The sequence below is a fragment of the Actinoplanes sp. NPDC051859 genome (assembly GCF_044452725.1).
In the GTDB taxonomy this organism is placed as follows: Bacteria; Actinomycetota; Actinomycetes; order Mycobacteriales; family Micromonosporaceae; genus Actinoplanes.
In genome coordinates this window covers 88,971-106,177 of record NZ_JBITBX010000016.1, presented here as the reverse complement: position 1 = coordinate 106,177, position 17,207 = coordinate 88,971, and the positions used below count along the sequence as shown (strand labels likewise).

The following is a 17,207-nucleotide window of genomic DNA, read 5'->3' as shown; positions in this document are numbered from 1 at the left end:
GCGCCGATGGTACTGCACTCGGGAGGGTGTGGGAGAGTAGGACGCCGCCGGACTTTACTTGAGAAACGCCCGTCCCGACCCTTACAGGGTTCGGGCGGGCGTTTCTGCATATCCAGGAAGAGAAACAGGTGGCCGGCCCGATGCGGCCGGCCATTTCTGTATGCGCACGTATGTTCTGGCGTGTTGGCGTCACGAGGGTTGCGATTGTGCGCAGAGTGGGCTGAGTGTCCGGTGCCTGACGACGCGGAGACATAGCGAATGTGCGTGCAGCGGGCTGGTCGGCCGTGTGCGGTCATCGCGATCGTGCCTAGACGGGGCGTCGCGATCGGGCCTAGAGCGGTCCGATGCTCGCGGCAGCAGGGCAGGACAATGGGGCGTGCAACGGACTGATCGCCGTGGCGGGCATGGCGGTCGTGCGGACAGCGGGCTGATCGTCGTGGTAGCGGACGGCGGTCGTGTCTGGCGGGCTGGTCGTCGTGGTGGGGCATGGCGGTGGTGGGGCATGGCGGTGGTGGGGCATGGCGGTCCTGGGTGGGGAAGCGTAGGTTGACTTTCCTGAATGGGACGTGCCGTGTGCTGAGCCGAGGGGTCGGGTACTAGGTGGACATGATTGTCCGGGTGGTGCGGGCCGCTGCTGTGGTGACGGTGCTGGCGATGGCCGGGTGTTCCATGGCTGACGATGGCGGGCGGGACTACAACCCTGCCCACCGACCTGACTATGTGCTGCCCGGGCAGGACGTCGTCGAGCCGACGCCGGCGGCCACGTGGCCCGGGTCGGGGACCGGGCTCGGGTTGCCGGGATTCGGGCAGGCGGCGCCCAAGGAGCCGGATCAGACGGTACGCGGGGGTGCCGGATATCGGGCCGAGCCGCACCTGTTCGAGCTGGCAGACGGTTCGGATGTCATCCGGGTCAGTGTCGCCGACCTTGGCGGCGACTTGTTCCAGGTGTCAACGCCCGGTGATGCCAAAGTGGCGCCGGTTGTCGAAGTGCGCCGAGGCCAGATGAAGGATCAGGCCAACCGCGCGGGGACGTCGGTAGTGAGTCGACTGCGGGGCACCGGGAAGAGTGGGCCTGCGCTGGTGACCGTGCTGCTCGCTAAAGACGTGCGGTGGCAAGTGCGGTTGAGCGGTGGCGCCAGCGATGAGGCTGTTGACCTCACCGGTGCGGAGCTCGGCGGGGATGTGGAACTCAGCGCTGGCACCAGCAATGCGGAAGTGGCTTTGCCGGCCGCTGCGGGCACGCAGAAGGTGACAGTTGGCGGCGGGGCGAGTCTGCTGCTCGTCCGGCTGGCCGGCACTGCACCGGTGCGAGTCTCGGCGCGGGATGGGGCGGGCAAAGTCACCATCGACGGGCAAACCCAGGACGGGGTGCCCGGCGGGTTCGTCTTCGCCGCCCCCAACTGGGAGTCCGTCAAAGACCGCTTCGAGCTCGACGTCAGCTCAGGCGTCTCAGCTCTCACCGTCGCGCGGAGCTAGCCCCACCTCCTCGCGGGGCCACCATCACGCGAAGCTGGACCGCACCTCCAGGCGGGCGCCACACCCTAAATCGCCCTACCGCGGCTCGCCTCACCCTCGCGGCTCGCCTCACCCGGCGGGGCCCTCGGCGCACGCCCCGCCCCGAGAGCTTGCCGCACGCTGCGGCCATCACCCGGCTCAACCCCGGCGGGCCTCTGCAACCCGGTGGCTTGGCGCATCGCGGTGGCTTGCCGCATCGCGGTGGCTTGCCGCATCGCGGTGGCTTGCCGCATCGCGGTGGCTGCCGCATCGCGGTGGCTTGCCGCATCGCGGTGGCTTGCCGCATCGCGGTGGCTTGCCGCATCGCGGTGGCTTGCCGTATCGCGGTGGCTTGGCGCAACCCAGCTGCTTGCCCGCCCCGGGCCCGCATCTCCCGCACTGCGCCGTGGCGACGACGGCTCGGGGAGGGGAGATGCGGCCGGAGCGTGGCGGGAGACGGTCCTAGCAGAGGCCGAGTTGGCGCCAGTCCAGGTATTTGAAGTTGGTGCTGGGACGGTTGTTGTCGGGCTTGTTCTCACCGTCGTGCAGGACGAGGAGCCCGTTCGGGAAGCCGGGCAGGGGAGTCGAGGTGACCGCGGCGCCGTCGGAGTGTTGGACGCCGTCGGTGGTGGGGCCGTCGGGGACGGTGAAGGTGGTGCGGGGCTTGTTGGTGCGGCGGTCGTAGACGAAGAAGCGGCTGTCGCCCTGGCTGGAGACCAGGAGGTAGTCGCCGTAGATGGCGGCGCCTTCGACGTCGGCGTGGATGCGGCCGCCTTCGCCGGGGCCGGTCAGGGTGCAGTCCGGGGTGTAGGGGGCGCCGAACTCGGTGACGTACTCGACGATGGTCTTCTTCTTGGTTTTGAGGTCGATGCGCCAGAGGCCGACGTCTTCCTGGCCGGCGTAGAGGACGTTGGCTTTGTGGTCGAGGACCATGCCTTCGACTTGCGGGTCTTCGCCCGGGTCGGCGCAGGGTGTCCAGGTGGTGCCGTTCTTCAGGGTGAAGGCGCGGGGCAGGTCGAGGGTGTCGCGGCGGGTGTAGGTGACTGTGCCGCCGTGGTCGAGGATGGTGAAAAAGCCGAGGCGGGTGGTGTGGCGGCGGCTTACTGCGGCCAGAGTCCCGGATGTGGCGAGGCCGTAGCCGGTGGCCTGGTCCTCGACCTCGGCCTCGTCCTTCGCGAAGAGCAGCGGGACGTTGGGGTCCGTGACGTTGGTGAGGCGCAGGGTGCGCGGGTCGATGCGGAAGAAGCGCAGCCGGTCGCGGCCGCGGTCGGTGACGACGACCAGGTTGCGGCTCGTGACGTCCACATTGTTGAAACGGCCGCCGTCGCCCGCGGGGATGGACTGGAGCTCGCGGCCGGCGAGGTTGTAGACGCGCAGGCCGGCGTTCTTGGCCGTACCGATGACGAGGCTGCGGGCGCGGTCGGTGGGGTGCACCCAGATCGCGGGATCGTCGGCGTCGGCGTCGCCGCCGGCCTCGTCGTCGAACAGGGCGGGGGTTTCCAGGGTCGCGGTGATCGTGCGATCCCGGGCGTGGGCGCTGCCGGCATGGGCGGGAGTGCCAGTCAGGAGCAGCCCACCGGCGATCGTGAGAGCGAGAGTACGGCGCATGGGCAGTGACGGTTCTCGATCAGCGTGACCGGTGGGTGAACCCCGGATGGCAATCCTCTGACCGGGGTCAGAGGATCTGTTACGGTCGCCGCATGGACCAGGTCGAACTGGTACGGGACTTCAACCGCTATTACACCCGGCGGATGGGAGTTCTGACCGACCGGTACCTCGGACTGCAACGCCCGCTGGCGGAGGCCCGGCTTCTCTTCGAGATCGGTGCCGGTGCGAAGGCGATGAAATCCTTGCGGAGCAACGGAGTCGAGGTCCGGGAGCTCCGGGCGCGGCTCGGACTGGACTCAGGCTATCTGAGCCGGCTGCTGCGCTCGCTGGAGACGCAGGGGCTGGTCGAAGTCGCCGAGCAGCCGGGTGACCGCCGGGTTCGGATCGCGTGTCTGACCCAGGACGGCGTCCGGGAGTTGGCCGACCTCGACACGCGTTCGCGGGAATCCGTGCACGCGTTGCTGGAGCCGTTGTCGCCGGTGCAGCGGGAGCGGTTGATTGCCGCCCAGGATCAGCTGCGGCGTCTGCTCCGGCTGGCCGCGATCGACATCGTGCAGGTCGACGACGCCACGGAGGTGGCGCGGGAGTGCCTGTGGACGTACGCGGCGGAGTTGCAGGAGCGGTTTCCGGGAGGCTTCGATGTCACGACTCTGACACCGCCGGGACAGCTGATGTTGTTGGTGGCGTGGGAGGACGGTGGGGCGGTCGGTTGTGTGGCGTGGCGGCGGCTGGGGCCGGAGGTGGCCGAGGTGCGGCACCTGTGGGTGAGTTCGCGCGCGCGGGGGATCGGCTTGGGGCGGCGGCTGTTGCAGGAGATCGAGGCGGACGCGGCGGCGCACGGGTTTACCACGATCCGGCTCGGGACGCATCTGGTCCTGACCGAGGCGATCGCGTTGTATCGCAGCAGCGGATATCGGGAGATCGCGCCCTTTGACGGTTCACCGTACAACCAGGTCTTCTTGGAGAAGGAACTCGGTTAGCCGTCGATGCGGGTGATGTTGCGGATCTTGTTGGAGGCGTCGAGGGCCGCGACTTTGTACGCCTCAGCGAGGGTCGGGTAGTTGAAGACGGCGTCGACGAGGTAGTCGACCGTGCCGCCGCAGCCCATCACGGCCTGGCCGATGTGCACGATCTCGGTGGCGCCGGTGCCGAAGACGTGGACGCCGAGGAGGCGGCCGTCGGTGGGGGAGACCAGGAGTTTGAGCATGCCGTACGAGTCGCCGACGATTTGGCCGCGGGCGAGTTCGCGGTAGCGGGCGATGCCGACCTCGAACGGCGTCGACTTCTCGGTCAGCTCGTCCTCGGTCGCGCCGACGAAGCTGATCTCGGGGATGGTGTAAATGCCGATCGGCTGGAGCTGGTGCATGTCGCGGGCCGGTTCGCCGCAGGCGTGGTGCGCCGCGAGCCGCCCCTGTTCCATGGACGTCGAGGCGAGTGCGGGGAAGCCGATCACGTCGCCGACGGCGTAGATGTTGTCTACGGCCGTACGGAAATTGTTGTCGACTTCGATGCGGCCGCGACGGTCGGCAGTGAGGCCGGCTGCTTCCAGGGCCAGGTCGTCGGTCTGGCCCTGGCGGCCGGCGGAGTACATGACGGTGTCGGCGACGATTTTCTTGCCGCTGCGCAGGATGCAGAGGGCAGCGGTCTGGTGTTTCTCGACCGATGCGACCTCCTCGCCGAAGCGGAACGTCACGGACAGATCCCGCAGGTGATATTTGAGGGACTCGACGATCTCCTCGTCGCAGAAGTCGAGCATCCGGTCGCGGCGCTCGACGACGGTGACCTTGGTGCCGAGGGCGGCGAACATCGAGGCGTACTCCATGCCGATGACGCCCGCGCCGACCACGACCATGCTGCGGGGTACGGCTTCGAGGTTGATGACGCCGTCCGAGTCGACGATGGTGCGGTCGTCGAAGTCCACACTGTCCGGGCGGGCCGGGCGGGTGCCCGCAGCGATGATGAACGTCTCGGCGCTGACCTTGGTGTCCCGGCCGTCCCCGCTATCCACCCAGATCGAGTGCGCGTCGGCGAACCGGCCCGTGCCGGTGATCATCGCGACCCGGTTGCGGGCCAGCTGGTTGCGGATCACGTCGGTCTGCCGGCTGATCACGTGCTGGGTGCGCGCGGCCAGGTCGGAGACGGTGATCTCGTCTTTGACGCGGTAGCTGCTGCCATAGAGGTCGCGCTGGCTGAGGCCGGTCAGGTAGAGGACGGCCTCGCGCAGGGTCTTGGACGGGACCGTGCCGGTGTTGATGCAGACCCCGCCGATCATGTCCCGGCGGTCGACGATGCCCACCCGCTTGCCGAGTTTGGCCGCGGCGATGGCGGCCTTCTGCCCGCTGGGCCCGGAGCCCAGGACCACCAGGTCGTAGTCGTTCACACAGCTCAGACTGGCAGGGGTGGGCGGCGCCCGCACGGAACTACGGGGCTTTTTCGCACAATGCCTTGATCGGCAGGTCGGCGTCCGGGATGTGTCCGGGCGGCCACGGCGAGCCGTAGAGCTCGGCGGACATGACCACGGTCATCCACGGGACCCAGGGGCTGCGCAGCATCATCGGCTGGGCGCCCTGGAAGTAAAGGTTGACCGACCAGTCGAGCGGGTTGGGCTGGATCATGATCAGGTCGCGGAACTCGTACTCCTGCTCGCCGTCGTCGCCGCGCAGGACGAGTCGCTGGCTGGTGATCGTGGCGGCCTGCCGGCCCACCCGCCGCCAGCCGGCCCGGGTGCGGCCCTGTGTGGCGGAGCCGTTGCTGGTGAAGAAGTACGCGCCGCTGGCGAAGATGCCGCTCGTGTAGTCGACGTCAGCGGCGAAGTAGGCGAGCCGGTCGACGGGGAACGCGCCGTACTCGTCCTCGTCGGGGTGCAGGGCGACGGTCGGCGCTACCGCCGCGGGGTGCCCGCCACGCTGGACGAGGCGAGCGAGCAGCGACATCGAGCGCCAGCCCGCATCGGTCTGATCTTTCGAGAAGTCCCACGTCAACCTGGTCACGCCCACCACCGTGGCACGGCCGGTGGGCCGTCACCAGCAGGTTCGCCCACCCGTGCGGGGAAATGCCCGGAGCGGGGAGGCGGATTACCCGAACGTCCGGTACCCACCCCCCACGGTTGCACTCTAATGACGGACTGTCACGGAGCTAGGGCGCTGCCCGGTGGGTCAGCATCGGGTGGGTGCCGTCGCGCTCCTGATCGTCGCCGAGCGCGGGCCGGCGGCCGTCCAGGAAGAAAGCCAGCGACCAGCCGTTCTTGCGCTGGGCCAAAACGAAGATCAAAAGCAGCAGGAAATAGACCCCGAAACCCGTGAAGAGCCCGATTCCGTACGCGGCGAACAGGCGGGACTGCTCCGGGAAGAGCGCTAGAATCGCGCCTCCGCCGACCGCACCGACCAGGGACAACAGGTCGAGCAGCTTGACGGAGCCGCGATACCGGTTGATGAAGTAGGTGTTCCACCCGATGACGGCACCGAAGAAGAATGCGCCCCACTCAATGAAGGCCATAAATCACGTTACTTCTCCTGGGCGAGGAAGGCCAGGGTGGTCTGCGCGAATAGCGGGGACAGGAAAAGGTTGTAGTGCGTCAGTCCAGGAAGGATCGCCAGCGCGTGGCCGCCCTCGGGCCGCCCCTCGCCCATCCAGCCGGCGTCCCGGGCGCCGCCGCCGAGCAACGCGAAGATCTCCACGAAGTGGCTCGGCGGGACCAGGTCAGCGTCCGCGCCCATGATCAGGGTCGGCACCCGCAGGCCACGGACCTCCTCCGTGTAGTCGAAGTCCTTCGCCATTGCCTCGCCGATCTTGTCCAGCAGCTTCGGGAAGTCCTCCGGTCGGGGCGCCACCCGCTGGTACAGCTCGTACATCGGGGTTTCCTTCATGAATTCGGCGGCCGCGCCGGTGACCTGGCCCTGCTGCTCGAGGATCTCCGGGTACGTGGCGCTGCGGCGGATGCCGGCCGACGCCGAGACCAGCCGGCCCACCTTCTCCGGGTGCCGAATCGCGGTCAACAGCGCGACCCCGCCGCCCAGCGAGTAGCCGACCACGTCCGGCTGCTGCAGGCCCAAGTGGTCGATGAGGGCGGCGACGTCGTCGGCCATCGTCTCGATGCTCAGCGGCCGTTCGACGTCGGCTGTCCGGCCGTGGCCCTGCAGGTCAACCAGGATCACCCGGTGCTGCTCGGCGAAGGTGCCGATCAGCGGGCCGAACATCTCGCCCGAACCTAGGCCACCGTGCAGGAGGACCAGCGGACTCCCGGTTCCGTACGTCTCGTAGTACAGGTTGATGCCGTTGACGTCCGCGTACTCGCCCGAGCCGGCGCTGTCGGCGGTCCACTGGCTGGTGCTCATGACGACTCCTCGTGTGCTTCGTGCTGTCTGACATAGGGGTAGACCGGCCGGGCGACCCGGACTCATCGGTCGCTCGCGAAACGTCGGCTACTTTTCTCAGGTGACTGATATGGCGCAGCTCGAGGCGTACCGGCCGGAGCTGACCGGATATTGCTACCGCATGCTCGGGTCGGCCTTCGAAGCCGAGGACGCGGTGCAGGACGCGATGGTGCGGGCGTGGCGCGGGCTCGACCGGTTCGAAGGCCGGTCCGCACTGCGGTCCTGGCTCTACCGGATCGCAACGAACGTCTGCCTGACCATGCTGGACAGTGCGCAGCGGCGAATCCGCCCGATGGATCTGGGACCGGCGGGGTCCGGCTCGGCGACGCACCCGGGCGAGCCGCGACCCGAAGAGATCTGGGTCGGACCGGTGCCCGACGACCGGGTCCTGCCCGAACGCGCCGACCCGGCGGATGTGGTCGCCGGCCGAGAATCGATTCGGCTCGCGTTCGTCGCCGCGCTGCAGCACCTGCCGCCCAAGCAGCGGGCGGTGCTGATCCTGCGCGAGGTGCTGGCCTGGTCGGCGCAGGAAGTCGCCGACCTGCTCGACACGTCAGTCCCGAGCGTGAACAGTGCGCTGCAGCGTGCCCGGGCAACCATCGCCGCGGCTGACACCGGTGCCGAAGTGAGTCAGCCGCTGGACCACGAGCAACGGGAGCTCCTCGGTCGCTATGTGACGGCGTTCGAGGCGTACGACCTCGAGGCGCTGACCGCGCTGCTGCACGAGGACGCGACGCTGTCGATGCCGCCGCTGCCGCTGTGGCTGCGCGGGCACGCCGACATCGCCGCGTGGATGGGCGGCACCGGTAGTGGCTGCCGTGGCTCCCGGCTGGTGCCGGTGGCGGCCAACGGGCTCCCCGCATTCGGGCAGTACCGGCCCAGCGGGTCCGGGCATGACCCGTGGGCGCTGATCGTGCTGGAGACGTCAGCCGGGCGGATCACCGGGGTGAACAACTTCCTCGACACCGCTCGCCTGTTTCCGTTGTTCGGGCTCCCCGCTCACCTCGGCTGAGAGCCTGGCCTCGTCGTCTGCCTCGGCTGAAAGTCTGGCTTCGTCGTCTGCCTCGGCGGAGAGCCTGGCTTCGTCGTCTGCCTCGGTGAGGACGTCGGCGAGGCCGAACAGCCGGATCAGGGCGAGGAGGTGCGGACTGGCGCCCGCTACGCGCGTCTGTTGAGCGTGGCGCCGGGCGATGACGCGTACCAAAGCCAGGGCCTCGACCGTCACCAGGTCCGGACGCTGCACCCGGGCGACGTCGCAGACCACCCACCCCGCGGCCCGGTCCTGCAACCGTGCGGTCAGGGCGGCGCTGAGCGCGGGCAGGTCGGTGCGGGTCACCGCCCGGCCGAAAACGACGTTGATCGCAGGGACGGCCATAGGGGTAAGACCGGCCGGCGGACCGAAACTCACCGCGGTCGACCCCCAAATTCGGCCCTACCGTGTGTTCGGGCAGGTCGGCTAGCATGCGTCGGTGCCGAGCTCTCCCGTCTCCTCCGCTGCCTCAGGCTCGGTGCTCGTGGGCGGGCGATACCGGCTGACCGAGCGGATCGGCTCCGGCGGCATGGGCGTGGTGTGGCGCGCCCAGGACGAGCTGCTGCGCCGCCCGGTCGCGGTCAAAGAACTGCGGCACAGCTGGGGCAGCTCGGATCGGACGGTCGCCGAAGGGCGGGAACGCAGCCTGCGCGAAGCCCGGGCCGCCGCCGCGCTCCGGCATCCGAACATCGTCAACGTCTATGACATCGCCCAGCACGACGAGCAGCCGTGGATCGTCATGGAGCTCGTGTCCGGCCGGTCGCTCAAGGAGATCGTGCTCAACGACGGCCCGCTGCCGGTCGAGCGCGCGGTCGAGATGGGGCTGCAACTGGTGTCGGCGCTGCACGCGGCGCACACCGCGGGAATCACCCATCGTGACGTCAAACCGGCAAACGTGCTGGTCGCCGAGAACGGGTCGGTCTGGCTGACCGACTTCGGGCTAGCCACCATGCAAGACGCCGAAACCCTCACCGAGACCGGTGCGATCCTCGGTACGCCGGGCTACCTTGCCCCCGAGCAGGCGAAAGGGCTCGTGCCGGGGCCACCCGCGGACGTTTTCGGGCTCGGCGCGACCCTGTACTTCGCGATTCAGGGAGCCGGGCCGTTCCAGCGGGAGGCGTACCTGGCGTCGCTGGTCGCGTACACCCGGCATGAGATCCGGACGCCGGACCGGGCGGGAGCGCTCGCCCCCGTGCTGCTGCGCCTGCTCGCCGAGGATCCCGCGAAGCGTCCCACCCTCGAGCAGGCCCGCGAGATGCTGGTCGACGGCATCGAGCGGCGTCGGAGACCGACCCGTCGTCAGCTGCTCACGGCCGGGGCGGCGGCAGCTGTCGTCGCGGCCGGCTCCGGGACCGGCTGGTGGTACACCCACCGGCCTCCTGCCCCGACACCGGTCGATGCTCCCCCGTCGCCGGTGGGCCCGGTCGCCTGGCAACGCGACGACCTCCGGTTCCCGATCCTGGTGGGCTATGCGGTCCTGGGGCTGGGTGGCGGCGCCGTGCGGTCGGTCGACGCGGTGACCGGCGCGGTGCGCTGGAGCACCGCCGCCCCGAAAGTCGAGTCCCTCCGGGACCTCGGCAACAACCTGGTGCTCGGCGAGTCCCGCGGCAGCGGCGGCCTGATCTTCGATGTCGTGAGTGGCCGAAGGCAGGCGGCGCCGAAGGGGGTCGTGCTCGCTGCCAGCCGGGGGCTGATGCTGACCGAACGCGGTGGCCTGCTGACCGCGCTCGACGCTGCCAAGGGCGACGTGCTCTGGCAGACACCTGGCAGCTACGGGTCGACGTTCGCCTTCGCGGCGAGCGGCCTGATCTTCGCGGTGCGGCAGACCCGGGCGGGGTTCGTCGCCGTCGAGGCGCTTGACCATTTCACCGGGGCGGAGGGGTGGTCGACCGTGCTGGACACGACCGGCCAGATCGTCGGGCTCTGGGAGAGTGGCGAGCGGTTGTACGCCGTCGTCAATGAGCCCGGCCGGCGGATCATGTGCTGCCTGAAAGCCGCTAACGGCACACTGAGCTGGCAGATGACGCTGGCGACCTTCCGGGTAGACCGTCCCGAACAGTTCATCGACGTCGTGGACGTCGTCGCCACTGTGGACGGACTGGTTCTGACCAGCCTGGAGAGCGACAAAGGGAACCGGGACCGGGCCGGACTCATCGCGGTATCCGACGGCGACGTGTTATGGCACCGGCCGCTGCCCAGCGCGGCGGTGACGATCGACTCGGTCGGGATGATCTACGCCACCTCGTATGACTCCGAGCTGCACCGGATCCAGCCGAAGACCGGTTACTCCACCTGGTCGGTGCCGACCCCGGCGTCGTTCACCCGGCTGCACGTCGTGCGGGAGAAGATCATCGGGAGCGTCGGTGGTCGGGTTACGGCCTACCCGTTGACCGGAGACTGACGGTCAGTTGACAGCTCGGCGGGTTTCCGCGCCGGTGAGGACGACCTTGCCGGCGGCGGTGCCGGACTCGGCCAGTCGCATGGCCGCTGCGGCGCTGGTCAGCGGGAACGTGGCGGCTACTTGAGCGGTGATGCGGTGGTCGGCCATCGCGGTCAGGACCTGCGACAGGTCGGTGCGCAGCCGCTCCTGGAAGCGCCGCTTCGCCAGGCCGCGACCGGCCCAGATGTTGTAGAAGTAGGCCCGCTTGCCGTTGGGCAGCGCGTTCCACGTCCACACTCGACCCAGGATCTTGAGCACGGGCACCTGCTTGTTGCCGGAGTCGTCGCGGTTGGCGGCGCTGCCGTACGAGACGAGGGTCCCGCCGGGTGCCAGCAGTCGCCAGGAGTGGGGCACGCTGCCCGGGCCGAGGTGGTCGAACACGGCGTCGACGCCGCCCGGGCACAGCTTGCGCACCTCGGTGGGCACGTCGCTGCGGTAGTCGATGGGGGTGACGCCGAGGCTGCGCAGCTTGTCGTGGTGGCGCGGGGAGGCGGTGCCGATGACGCGGACGCCGGCGATCTGGGCGAGCTGCACCAGGGTCGAGCCGACGCCACCGTTGGCGCCGTGCACCAGGATCGTCTGCCCGGCGCGGATCCGCGCCTTGCGGTGCAGCATCTGCCAGGCGGTGATGCCGTTGACGACCACCGTCGACGCCTCGACCGGGTCGACGCCGGCCGGCACTGGCACCAGGTCGGCGACGTTCACGAGGACGTGGCTGGCCCAGCCGCCCACCTTGGTGAGCACGGCGACGCGCTGGCCGAGCAGCTCGGTCGGCCCGGCGGCGACGATGCCAACTAGGTCGTAGCCGGGCACGAACGGGAACGGCGGCTGGTCGAAGTAGCGGCCACGGCGCATCTGCTGCTCGGCGAAGGACACCCCGGTGGCCTCCATCCGGATGACTGCCTGGCCGGGTCCGGGGGTCGGCACCGCGCTGGTGTGCACCTCGAGGCCTTCGGGTTCGACCAGGCCGGGAAGCACGATCTCGGTGCGCTGCGTCATTTTCATCATCTCCTGCAAGCTAGGTCTTGTAGCTCAAGTTAGAACCTATAACAAGAGTATTATCCACTCACGGAGAAGGTGTCAAGGGCGGGGAGAACGCAATGGCGCAGGGCGGCAGTCCACGGGAGCGGTATCGCGAACAGATCCGCGCCGAGATCAAGACGCATGCCTGGGATCAGGTAGCCGGTGGTGCGGCCGCGCTGTCCCTGAACGGCATCGCGAAGGAGATGGGCATCAGCGGGCCGGCGCTCTACCGCTACTTCCGCAACCGTGACGAGCTGATCACCGAGTTGGTGCTCGACGCGTACCGGGATTTGGCCGGGACGTGCCGGGCGGCGGCGGATCCCGCCCTGTCGCCGGAGAAACGGCTGTCCGAAGTTGCCGGCGCCATGCGTCGGTGGGCGCTGGGCGCGCCGCACCGCTACCTGCTTATTTTCGGTACGCCGGTGCCCGGTTACGTGGCTCCGCCCGAGGCGACGACGATCGCGAGCAGTCTGATGGCCGTGCTGCTGGACGCGTTCGCCGAGCTCGCCGATGGCCCAGGGGTGCGGACCCCGCTGGAGACCGACCTGGTTACGCACGGACAGTGGGCGGGCGAGCACGCCGCCACCCCGGTGGCGCTGCGGCGCGTGCTCACACTGTGGACCCGGCTGCACGGGGTGGTCAGCCTGGAACTTGCCGGGCACTTCACCGGCATGGGCTTCGACCCCGGCCTGCTCTATGCGGCCGAGGTCGAAGCCGCTATCTGCTGACCGGAAGCTGACGCAGCTTGGTCACCCAGTCGGCGGGCCAGGGCTTGCTGCGGGCACCGTCCTCGCCGTGGCCGTCGTCGTGGATGTGCACGGTGACGTAGCGCCCGAAGGCGGCCCGGGTCCGGGGCCGGTCCGGCAGCGCTTCGCGCCAGAGCTCGAAGGCGAATGTCATCGACGACGTGCCGATCCGCTCGATCTCGACGATCGCGGTGACCTCCTGGTCGAACCGCAGTGCTGCCTCGAACTCCACCTCGTAGCGGACCCGGGGGGCGTACGGGAAATAGCCCGGCAACCCGTGCGCCCGCATGAGTTCGGCCTCCGCAGCCTCGACGTATCGGGTGACCGCGGAGTTGTGGTAGATCCCGGCCGCGTCGGTGTCGATCCAGGCCACCCGGGTCCGGTGCTCTCCTCGCGGCGTGTAAGCGGCGTCCATCGGGATCATGCCTCGGCCGCGCGGTCGTTCCGAGGGATAGCTTGGGCGTTTCGAGGGACCGCTTGGGCGTTCCGAAGGACCGCTTGGTCGTTTCGGGGGGTCCAGCGGAGGTGCACGTTTTCGTCTGCCTGTTGGCGTAGGAGGGCGAGCCGTGGTGGGATCTTGTCCGTGCGTGCGGTCGGTGGCCTGCGGCTGCCCGCCTGGAACTGGATCGGCCAGGCCGCGGCTGCACCTCGATAGTCCTGCTCAGCTGCCGCGTGCAACGTCCACTGCGGATCGTAGAGATGGGTCCGGCCCAGCGCGCACAGGTCCGCGCGGCCCGCGAGCAGGATCGAGTTCACGTCGTCGTAGGAGGAGATGGCACCTACGGCGATCACCTTGACCCCGGCGGCCACGGTCTGCCGGATCCGGTCGGCGAACGGGGTCTGGTACGAGCGGCCGTACGCGGGTTTCTCTTCGCCAGTGACCTGCCCGGACGACACGTCGATGGCCGCGGCGCCGTGCTCGATGAACGCGCGGGCGATCTCGACGGCGTCATGCTCGGTGTTGCCGTCCGGAGCCCAGTCGGTGGCCGAGATGCGGACGGTCACCGGGATCCGGCCGGGCACCACCGCGCGGACGGCGTCGAACACTTCGAGGGGGAAGCGCAGGCGGTGGGACAGGTCGCCGCCGTACTCGTCGGTGCGCTTGTTGGCGATCGGTGAGAGGAAGGACGACAGGAGGTAGCCGTGTGCGGCGTGCACCTCGACCAGGTCGAAACCTGCGGCGACAGCGCGCTCGGCGGCGGCGATGAAGTCGGCTTTGACCTGGTCGAGGTCGGTGCGGGTCGCCTCGCGGGGGACGTGGCAACCCGGGGCGTACGGCAGCGCGGACGGCCCGATGACCTCCCAGTTGCCCTCGGGCAGCGGCTGGTCCATGCCGTCCCACATGAGTCGGGTGGAGCCCTTGCGGCCGGAGTGGCCGAGCTGGACGCCGACCTTGGCGGTGCTGCGGGTGTGCACGAAGTCGGTCAGCCGCCGGTACGCGTCGCGCTGCTCGTCGTTCCACAAACCGGTGCAGCCGAGGGTGATCCGGGCCTCCGGGGAGACGCACACCATCTCGGTCATGACCAGGCCCGCGCCGCCGAGGGCCTTGGAGCCCAGGTGCACGAGGTGGAAGTCGTCGGCGACGCCGTCAGTGGCCGAGTACATGTCCATCGGGGACACGATGATCCGGTTCTTGAGCCGCAGCGGGCCGATGTCGACCGGCTGGAACATGGCCGGCACGGACTGCGTGGAACCGGCTGTCGCGGCGAACGCCGACTCGATGCGGTGGGCGAACTCCGAGTCACGCTCCTTGAGGTTCTCGAAGGTGATGCGCCGGGACCGGGTCAGCAGGTTGAAACAGAACTGGGCGGGATCTTGGCCGGCGTACATGCCGATGTTTTCGAACCATTCGAGGGAGGCCTGCGCCGCGCGCTGCGTCGACTCGACCACCGGCTTGCGCTCGGTCTCGTAGGCCTGCAGCGCCGCCGCGAGGGTCGGGTGTTCATGCAGGCAGGCGGCCAGGGCGAGGGCGTCCTCCATGGCGAGCTTCGTGCCGGAGCCGATGGAGAAGTGCGCGGTGTGGGCGGCGTCGCCGAGGAGCACGACGTTGCGGTCGTGCCAGTGCTGATTGCGTACGGTGGTGAAGTTCAGCCATTTCGAATTGTTGGTGAGCACGTCGTGCCCGGCCAGCTCGGCGGCGAAGATCTCCTTGATCTTCTCGACCGCGTGCGAATCGGAGGTCCCCGGTGGCAGCGTCTCGCCCTCAGTAGCGTCGAAGCCCGCGCGGCGCCACACGTCCTCGTGCATCTCGACGATGAAGGTCGAGCCGTCCGCGGAGTACGGGTAGCCGTGGATCTGCATGGTGCCCCACTCCGTCTGTTTGACGAAGAACTGGAACGCCTCGAACACCAGATCCGTGCCTAGCCAGATGTATTTGTTGGCGCGGTGGTCGAGCGCGGGGGCGAACGTGTCCGCGTACTTGGTGCGGATCCGCGAGTTGACCCCGTCCGCGGCGACCACGAGGTCGTGGGTCGCGCGCAGCTCGTCGGCGTCCGGGGCGTCGGTCTCGTAGTGCACCGTGACACCCAGGTCGGCGACCCGCTGTTGCAGCAGGCGTAGCAGGTCCTTGCGGCTCATCGCGGCGAAGCCCTGCCCGCCGACCGTGAAGCTGTGGCCGTTCACGTCGATGTCGATGTCGGTCCAGCGGGCGAACCGGCGGGCCATCTCGTCGTGGATGACGGTGTCGGCGCCCTCGATGCTGCCCAGTGTCTCGTCGGAGAAGACCACGCCGAAGCCGAACGTGTCGTCCGGGGCGTTGCGTTCCCAGACGGTGATCTCGTGGGCCGGGTCGAGCTGCTTCATCAGGGCGGCCAGGTAGAGACCACCCGGCCCGCCGCCCGCGATAGCGATCCTCATACGGGTTCCTGTTCCTTCTCGACGGTCTGCCGCAGCACATACCGCTGCAGCTTCCCGCTCGGATTGCGGGGCAGCGTCTCGCAGAACCGCACCTCGCGCGGGTACTTGTACGGCGCGAGCTGCTGCTTGACGAAGTCCTGGATCTCCTTGGCCTTCGCCGCGTCCCCGGTGACGCCGTCCACCAGCACGACGAACGCGCACACGATCGAGCCGCGGTCGGCGTCCGGCTTGGCGACCACCGCCGACTCGGCGACGTCCGGGTGGCTGTTGACCGCCGACTCGACCTCCGGCCCGCCGATGTTGTAGCCCGAGGACACGATCATGTCGTCGGTCCGCGAGCAGTAGAAGAAATAGCCGTCCTCGTCGCGGTAGAAGGTGTCGCCGGTGACGTTCCAGCCGTTGACGACGTACCCGAGCTGGCGGTCGTCGTCGAGGTAGCGGCAGCCGACCGGGCCGATGACGCCGAGTCGGCCCTCGGCGCCGGCCGGCAGTTCCTCGCCCTCGGGGCCGAGGATCGTCGCCCGGAAACCGGGGACCGCCTTGCCGGTGGCCCCGGGCCGGATGTCGTCGCCGGCCGCCGAGATGAAGATGTGCAGCAGCTCGGTCGCGCCGATGCCGTCGATGATCCGCAGCCCGATCGCGGCCTCGGTCTCGTCCCGGACGCTTCGGGGGATGTGCTCGCCCGCGCTCACCGCGACCCGCAGGCCGCGGAGCTGCTCGATCTTCCCGGCCTTCAAGATCTGCCTGTACGCGGTAGGCGCGGTGGCTAGCCCGGTGATGCCGTGCTCGGCGACGAGGTCCGCGAGGCGGGTCGGAGTCGCGCTCTCCACCAGGAACATGCAGGCGCCGGCGCGCAGCGGGAACACCACGAGCATGCCGAGGCCGAAGGTGAAGCCCAGTGGCGCCGTACACGTGACCAGGTCGTCGGGGGTGAGCTTGAGGACCGTCTGACCGAAAGTCGCGTCGATGGACAGCAGGTCCCGGTGGAAATGCGTGGTGATCTTCGGGGTGCCGGTGCTGCCGGATGTCGGCCCGAACAGGGCGACGTCGTCGGCCGCGGTCGCGACGTCGGTGAACTCGCCGGACTTGGCCGCGCACCGCGTGCCGAGGTCGTCGTCGCCTGCCCCGCCGAACGGCACCACCTTGACGTTTTCGACGTCGGCGGTGAAGCGGTGGTCCACCAGCGCGAGCACCGGCTGGGCCTTGGCAATGACCGGATTCAGGTCACGAGCCCGCAGCGCCGCCATCGTGGTGACGGCGATGCCGCCCGCCTTCAGGACGCCGAGCCAGCAGGCCACCAGCCACGGATTGTTGGGCGCGCGCAGCAGCACCCGGTTGCCGGCCACGAGGGCCAGGTCCTCGGTGAGCACCTGGGCGACTTGGTTGGCGCGGCGGCGCAGCTCGCCATAGGTCCAGGTCTCGCCGGAGTCCGTGCGGATCGCCGGCCGGTCGGCGCCGTGCGCGGCGATCGCGGCGTCGAGGAGCTCGCTGGCCGCGTTGAGCCGCTCCGGAAACTGCACGGCATCGGTGGTGAATTCCAGCAGCGGCCACTGGTCGAACGGGGGGAGGTGGTCGCGGGCGAAGGTGTCGGTGTGGGCGGAGGGGGAGAGCTGCATCGTCGAAGTCCCTTCCAGGGG

15 protein-coding genes are annotated in these 17,207 nt (G+C 69.2%); 5 read left to right on the top strand and 10 right to left on the bottom strand.

Annotated features, from left to right (window positions below; all coding sequences use genetic code 11):
- The first annotated feature begins 600 nt into the window (after window positions 1-600).
- Complete coding sequence (locus ACIA1L_RS29935; RefSeq protein ID WP_396076359.1) at window positions 601-1,476, top strand: hypothetical protein; 876 nt, start codon at window positions 601-603, stop codon at window positions 1,474-1,476.
- Window positions 1,477-1,956: 480 nt separating this feature from the next.
- On the opposite strand, the gene ACIA1L_RS29930 is transcribed toward ACIA1L_RS29935, so the two are convergent.
- Window positions 1,957-3,102: a phytase gene (locus tag ACIA1L_RS29930; protein WP_396076358.1), complete on the bottom strand. Its 1,146-nt coding sequence runs from the start codon at window positions 3,100-3,102 to the stop codon at window positions 1,957-1,959.
- A gap of 92 nt (window positions 3,103-3,194) precedes the next feature.
- Here ACIA1L_RS29930 and ACIA1L_RS29925 point away from each other — a divergent pair, with 92 nt between their 5' ends.
- Entirely contained in the window at window positions 3,195-4,082 is an 888-nt protein-coding gene (locus ACIA1L_RS29925; RefSeq protein WP_396076357.1) for a GNAT family N-acetyltransferase, read from the top strand.
- Here ACIA1L_RS29925 and sthA read toward each other — a convergent pair.
- The 4 genes from sthA to ACIA1L_RS29905 all read right to left on the bottom strand — a co-directional run bounded on the left by sthA (window position 4,079) and on the right by ACIA1L_RS29905 (window position 7,436).
- Window positions 4,079-5,482, bottom strand: coding sequence for a Si-specific NAD(P)(+) transhydrogenase (gene sthA / locus ACIA1L_RS29920; protein WP_396076356.1), 1,404 nt, complete (start codon window positions 5,480-5,482; stop codon window positions 4,079-4,081). The two genes, ACIA1L_RS29925 and sthA, sit on opposite strands and share 4 nt — an antisense overlap.
- A 40-nt stretch (window positions 5,483-5,522) precedes the next feature.
- Window positions 5,523-6,092, bottom strand: coding sequence for a hypothetical protein (locus tag ACIA1L_RS29915; protein WP_396076355.1), 570 nt, complete (start codon window positions 6,090-6,092; stop codon window positions 5,523-5,525).
- Window positions 6,093-6,237: 145 nt separating this feature from the next.
- Window positions 6,238-6,597: a hypothetical protein gene (locus ACIA1L_RS29910; protein WP_396076354.1), complete on the bottom strand. Its 360-nt coding sequence runs from the start codon at window positions 6,595-6,597 to the stop codon at window positions 6,238-6,240.
- Between the two features lie 8 nt (window positions 6,598-6,605).
- A complete protein-coding gene (locus ACIA1L_RS29905; protein WP_396076353.1) occupies window positions 6,606-7,436 on the bottom strand; it encodes an alpha/beta fold hydrolase in 831 nt (276 codons plus the stop codon).
- A 109-nt stretch (window positions 7,437-7,545) separates the two neighbouring features.
- Here ACIA1L_RS29905 and ACIA1L_RS29900 point away from each other — a divergent pair, with 109 nt between their 5' ends.
- Window positions 7,546-8,487, top strand: coding sequence for a sigma-70 family RNA polymerase sigma factor (locus ACIA1L_RS29900; protein ID WP_396076364.1), 942 nt, complete (start codon window positions 7,546-7,548; stop codon window positions 8,485-8,487).
- Here the strand turns inward: ACIA1L_RS29900 and ACIA1L_RS29895 are convergent.
- Window positions 8,401-8,850 (bottom strand): STAS domain-containing protein, encoded by a 450-nt coding sequence (locus ACIA1L_RS29895; RefSeq protein ID WP_396076352.1) that lies wholly within the window; start codon window positions 8,848-8,850, stop codon window positions 8,401-8,403. The two genes, ACIA1L_RS29900 and ACIA1L_RS29895, sit on opposite strands and share 87 nt — an antisense overlap.
- A gap of 94 nt (window positions 8,851-8,944) precedes the next feature.
- Between ACIA1L_RS29895 and ACIA1L_RS29890 the strand changes: the two genes are divergently transcribed.
- Window positions 8,945-10,906, top strand: a complete 1,962-nt coding sequence (locus ACIA1L_RS29890) for a protein kinase (protein WP_396076351.1) — start codon at window positions 8,945-8,947, stop codon at window positions 10,904-10,906.
- Window positions 10,907-10,909: 3 nt separating this feature from the next.
- On the opposite strand, the gene ACIA1L_RS29885 is transcribed toward ACIA1L_RS29890, so the two are convergent.
- Window positions 10,910-11,944: a medium chain dehydrogenase/reductase family protein gene (locus ACIA1L_RS29885; protein WP_396076350.1), complete on the bottom strand. Its 1,035-nt coding sequence runs from the start codon at window positions 11,942-11,944 to the stop codon at window positions 10,910-10,912.
- A 101-nt stretch (window positions 11,945-12,045) separates the two neighbouring features.
- Here ACIA1L_RS29885 and ACIA1L_RS29880 point away from each other — a divergent pair, with 101 nt between their 5' ends.
- The gene (locus tag ACIA1L_RS29880) at window positions 12,046-12,696 is read left to right on the top strand and encodes a TetR/AcrR family transcriptional regulator (RefSeq protein ID WP_396076349.1); all 651 of its coding nucleotides are present in this window, start codon (window positions 12,046-12,048) and stop codon (window positions 12,694-12,696) included.
- On the opposite strand, the gene ACIA1L_RS29875 is transcribed toward ACIA1L_RS29880, so the two are convergent.
- The 3 genes from ACIA1L_RS29875 to ACIA1L_RS29865 are packed head-to-tail and all read right to left on the bottom strand — an operon-like array spanning window position 12,686 to window position 17,186.
- A complete protein-coding gene (locus ACIA1L_RS29875; protein ID WP_396076348.1) occupies window positions 12,686-13,129 on the bottom strand; it encodes an acyl-CoA thioesterase in 444 nt (147 codons plus the stop codon). The two genes, ACIA1L_RS29880 and ACIA1L_RS29875, sit on opposite strands and share 11 nt — an antisense overlap.
- A 5-nt stretch (window positions 13,130-13,134) precedes the next feature.
- Window positions 13,135-15,570, bottom strand: coding sequence for a bifunctional salicylyl-CoA 5-hydroxylase/oxidoreductase (locus ACIA1L_RS29870; protein ID WP_396076346.1), 2,436 nt, complete (start codon window positions 15,568-15,570; stop codon window positions 13,135-13,137).
- Window positions 15,567-17,186, bottom strand: coding sequence for an AMP-binding protein (locus ACIA1L_RS29865; RefSeq protein WP_396076345.1), 1,620 nt, complete (start codon window positions 17,184-17,186; stop codon window positions 15,567-15,569). Before ACIA1L_RS29865 ends, ACIA1L_RS29870 begins: the two co-directional genes overlap by 4 nt.
- Window positions 17,187-17,207 lie beyond the last annotated feature (21 nt).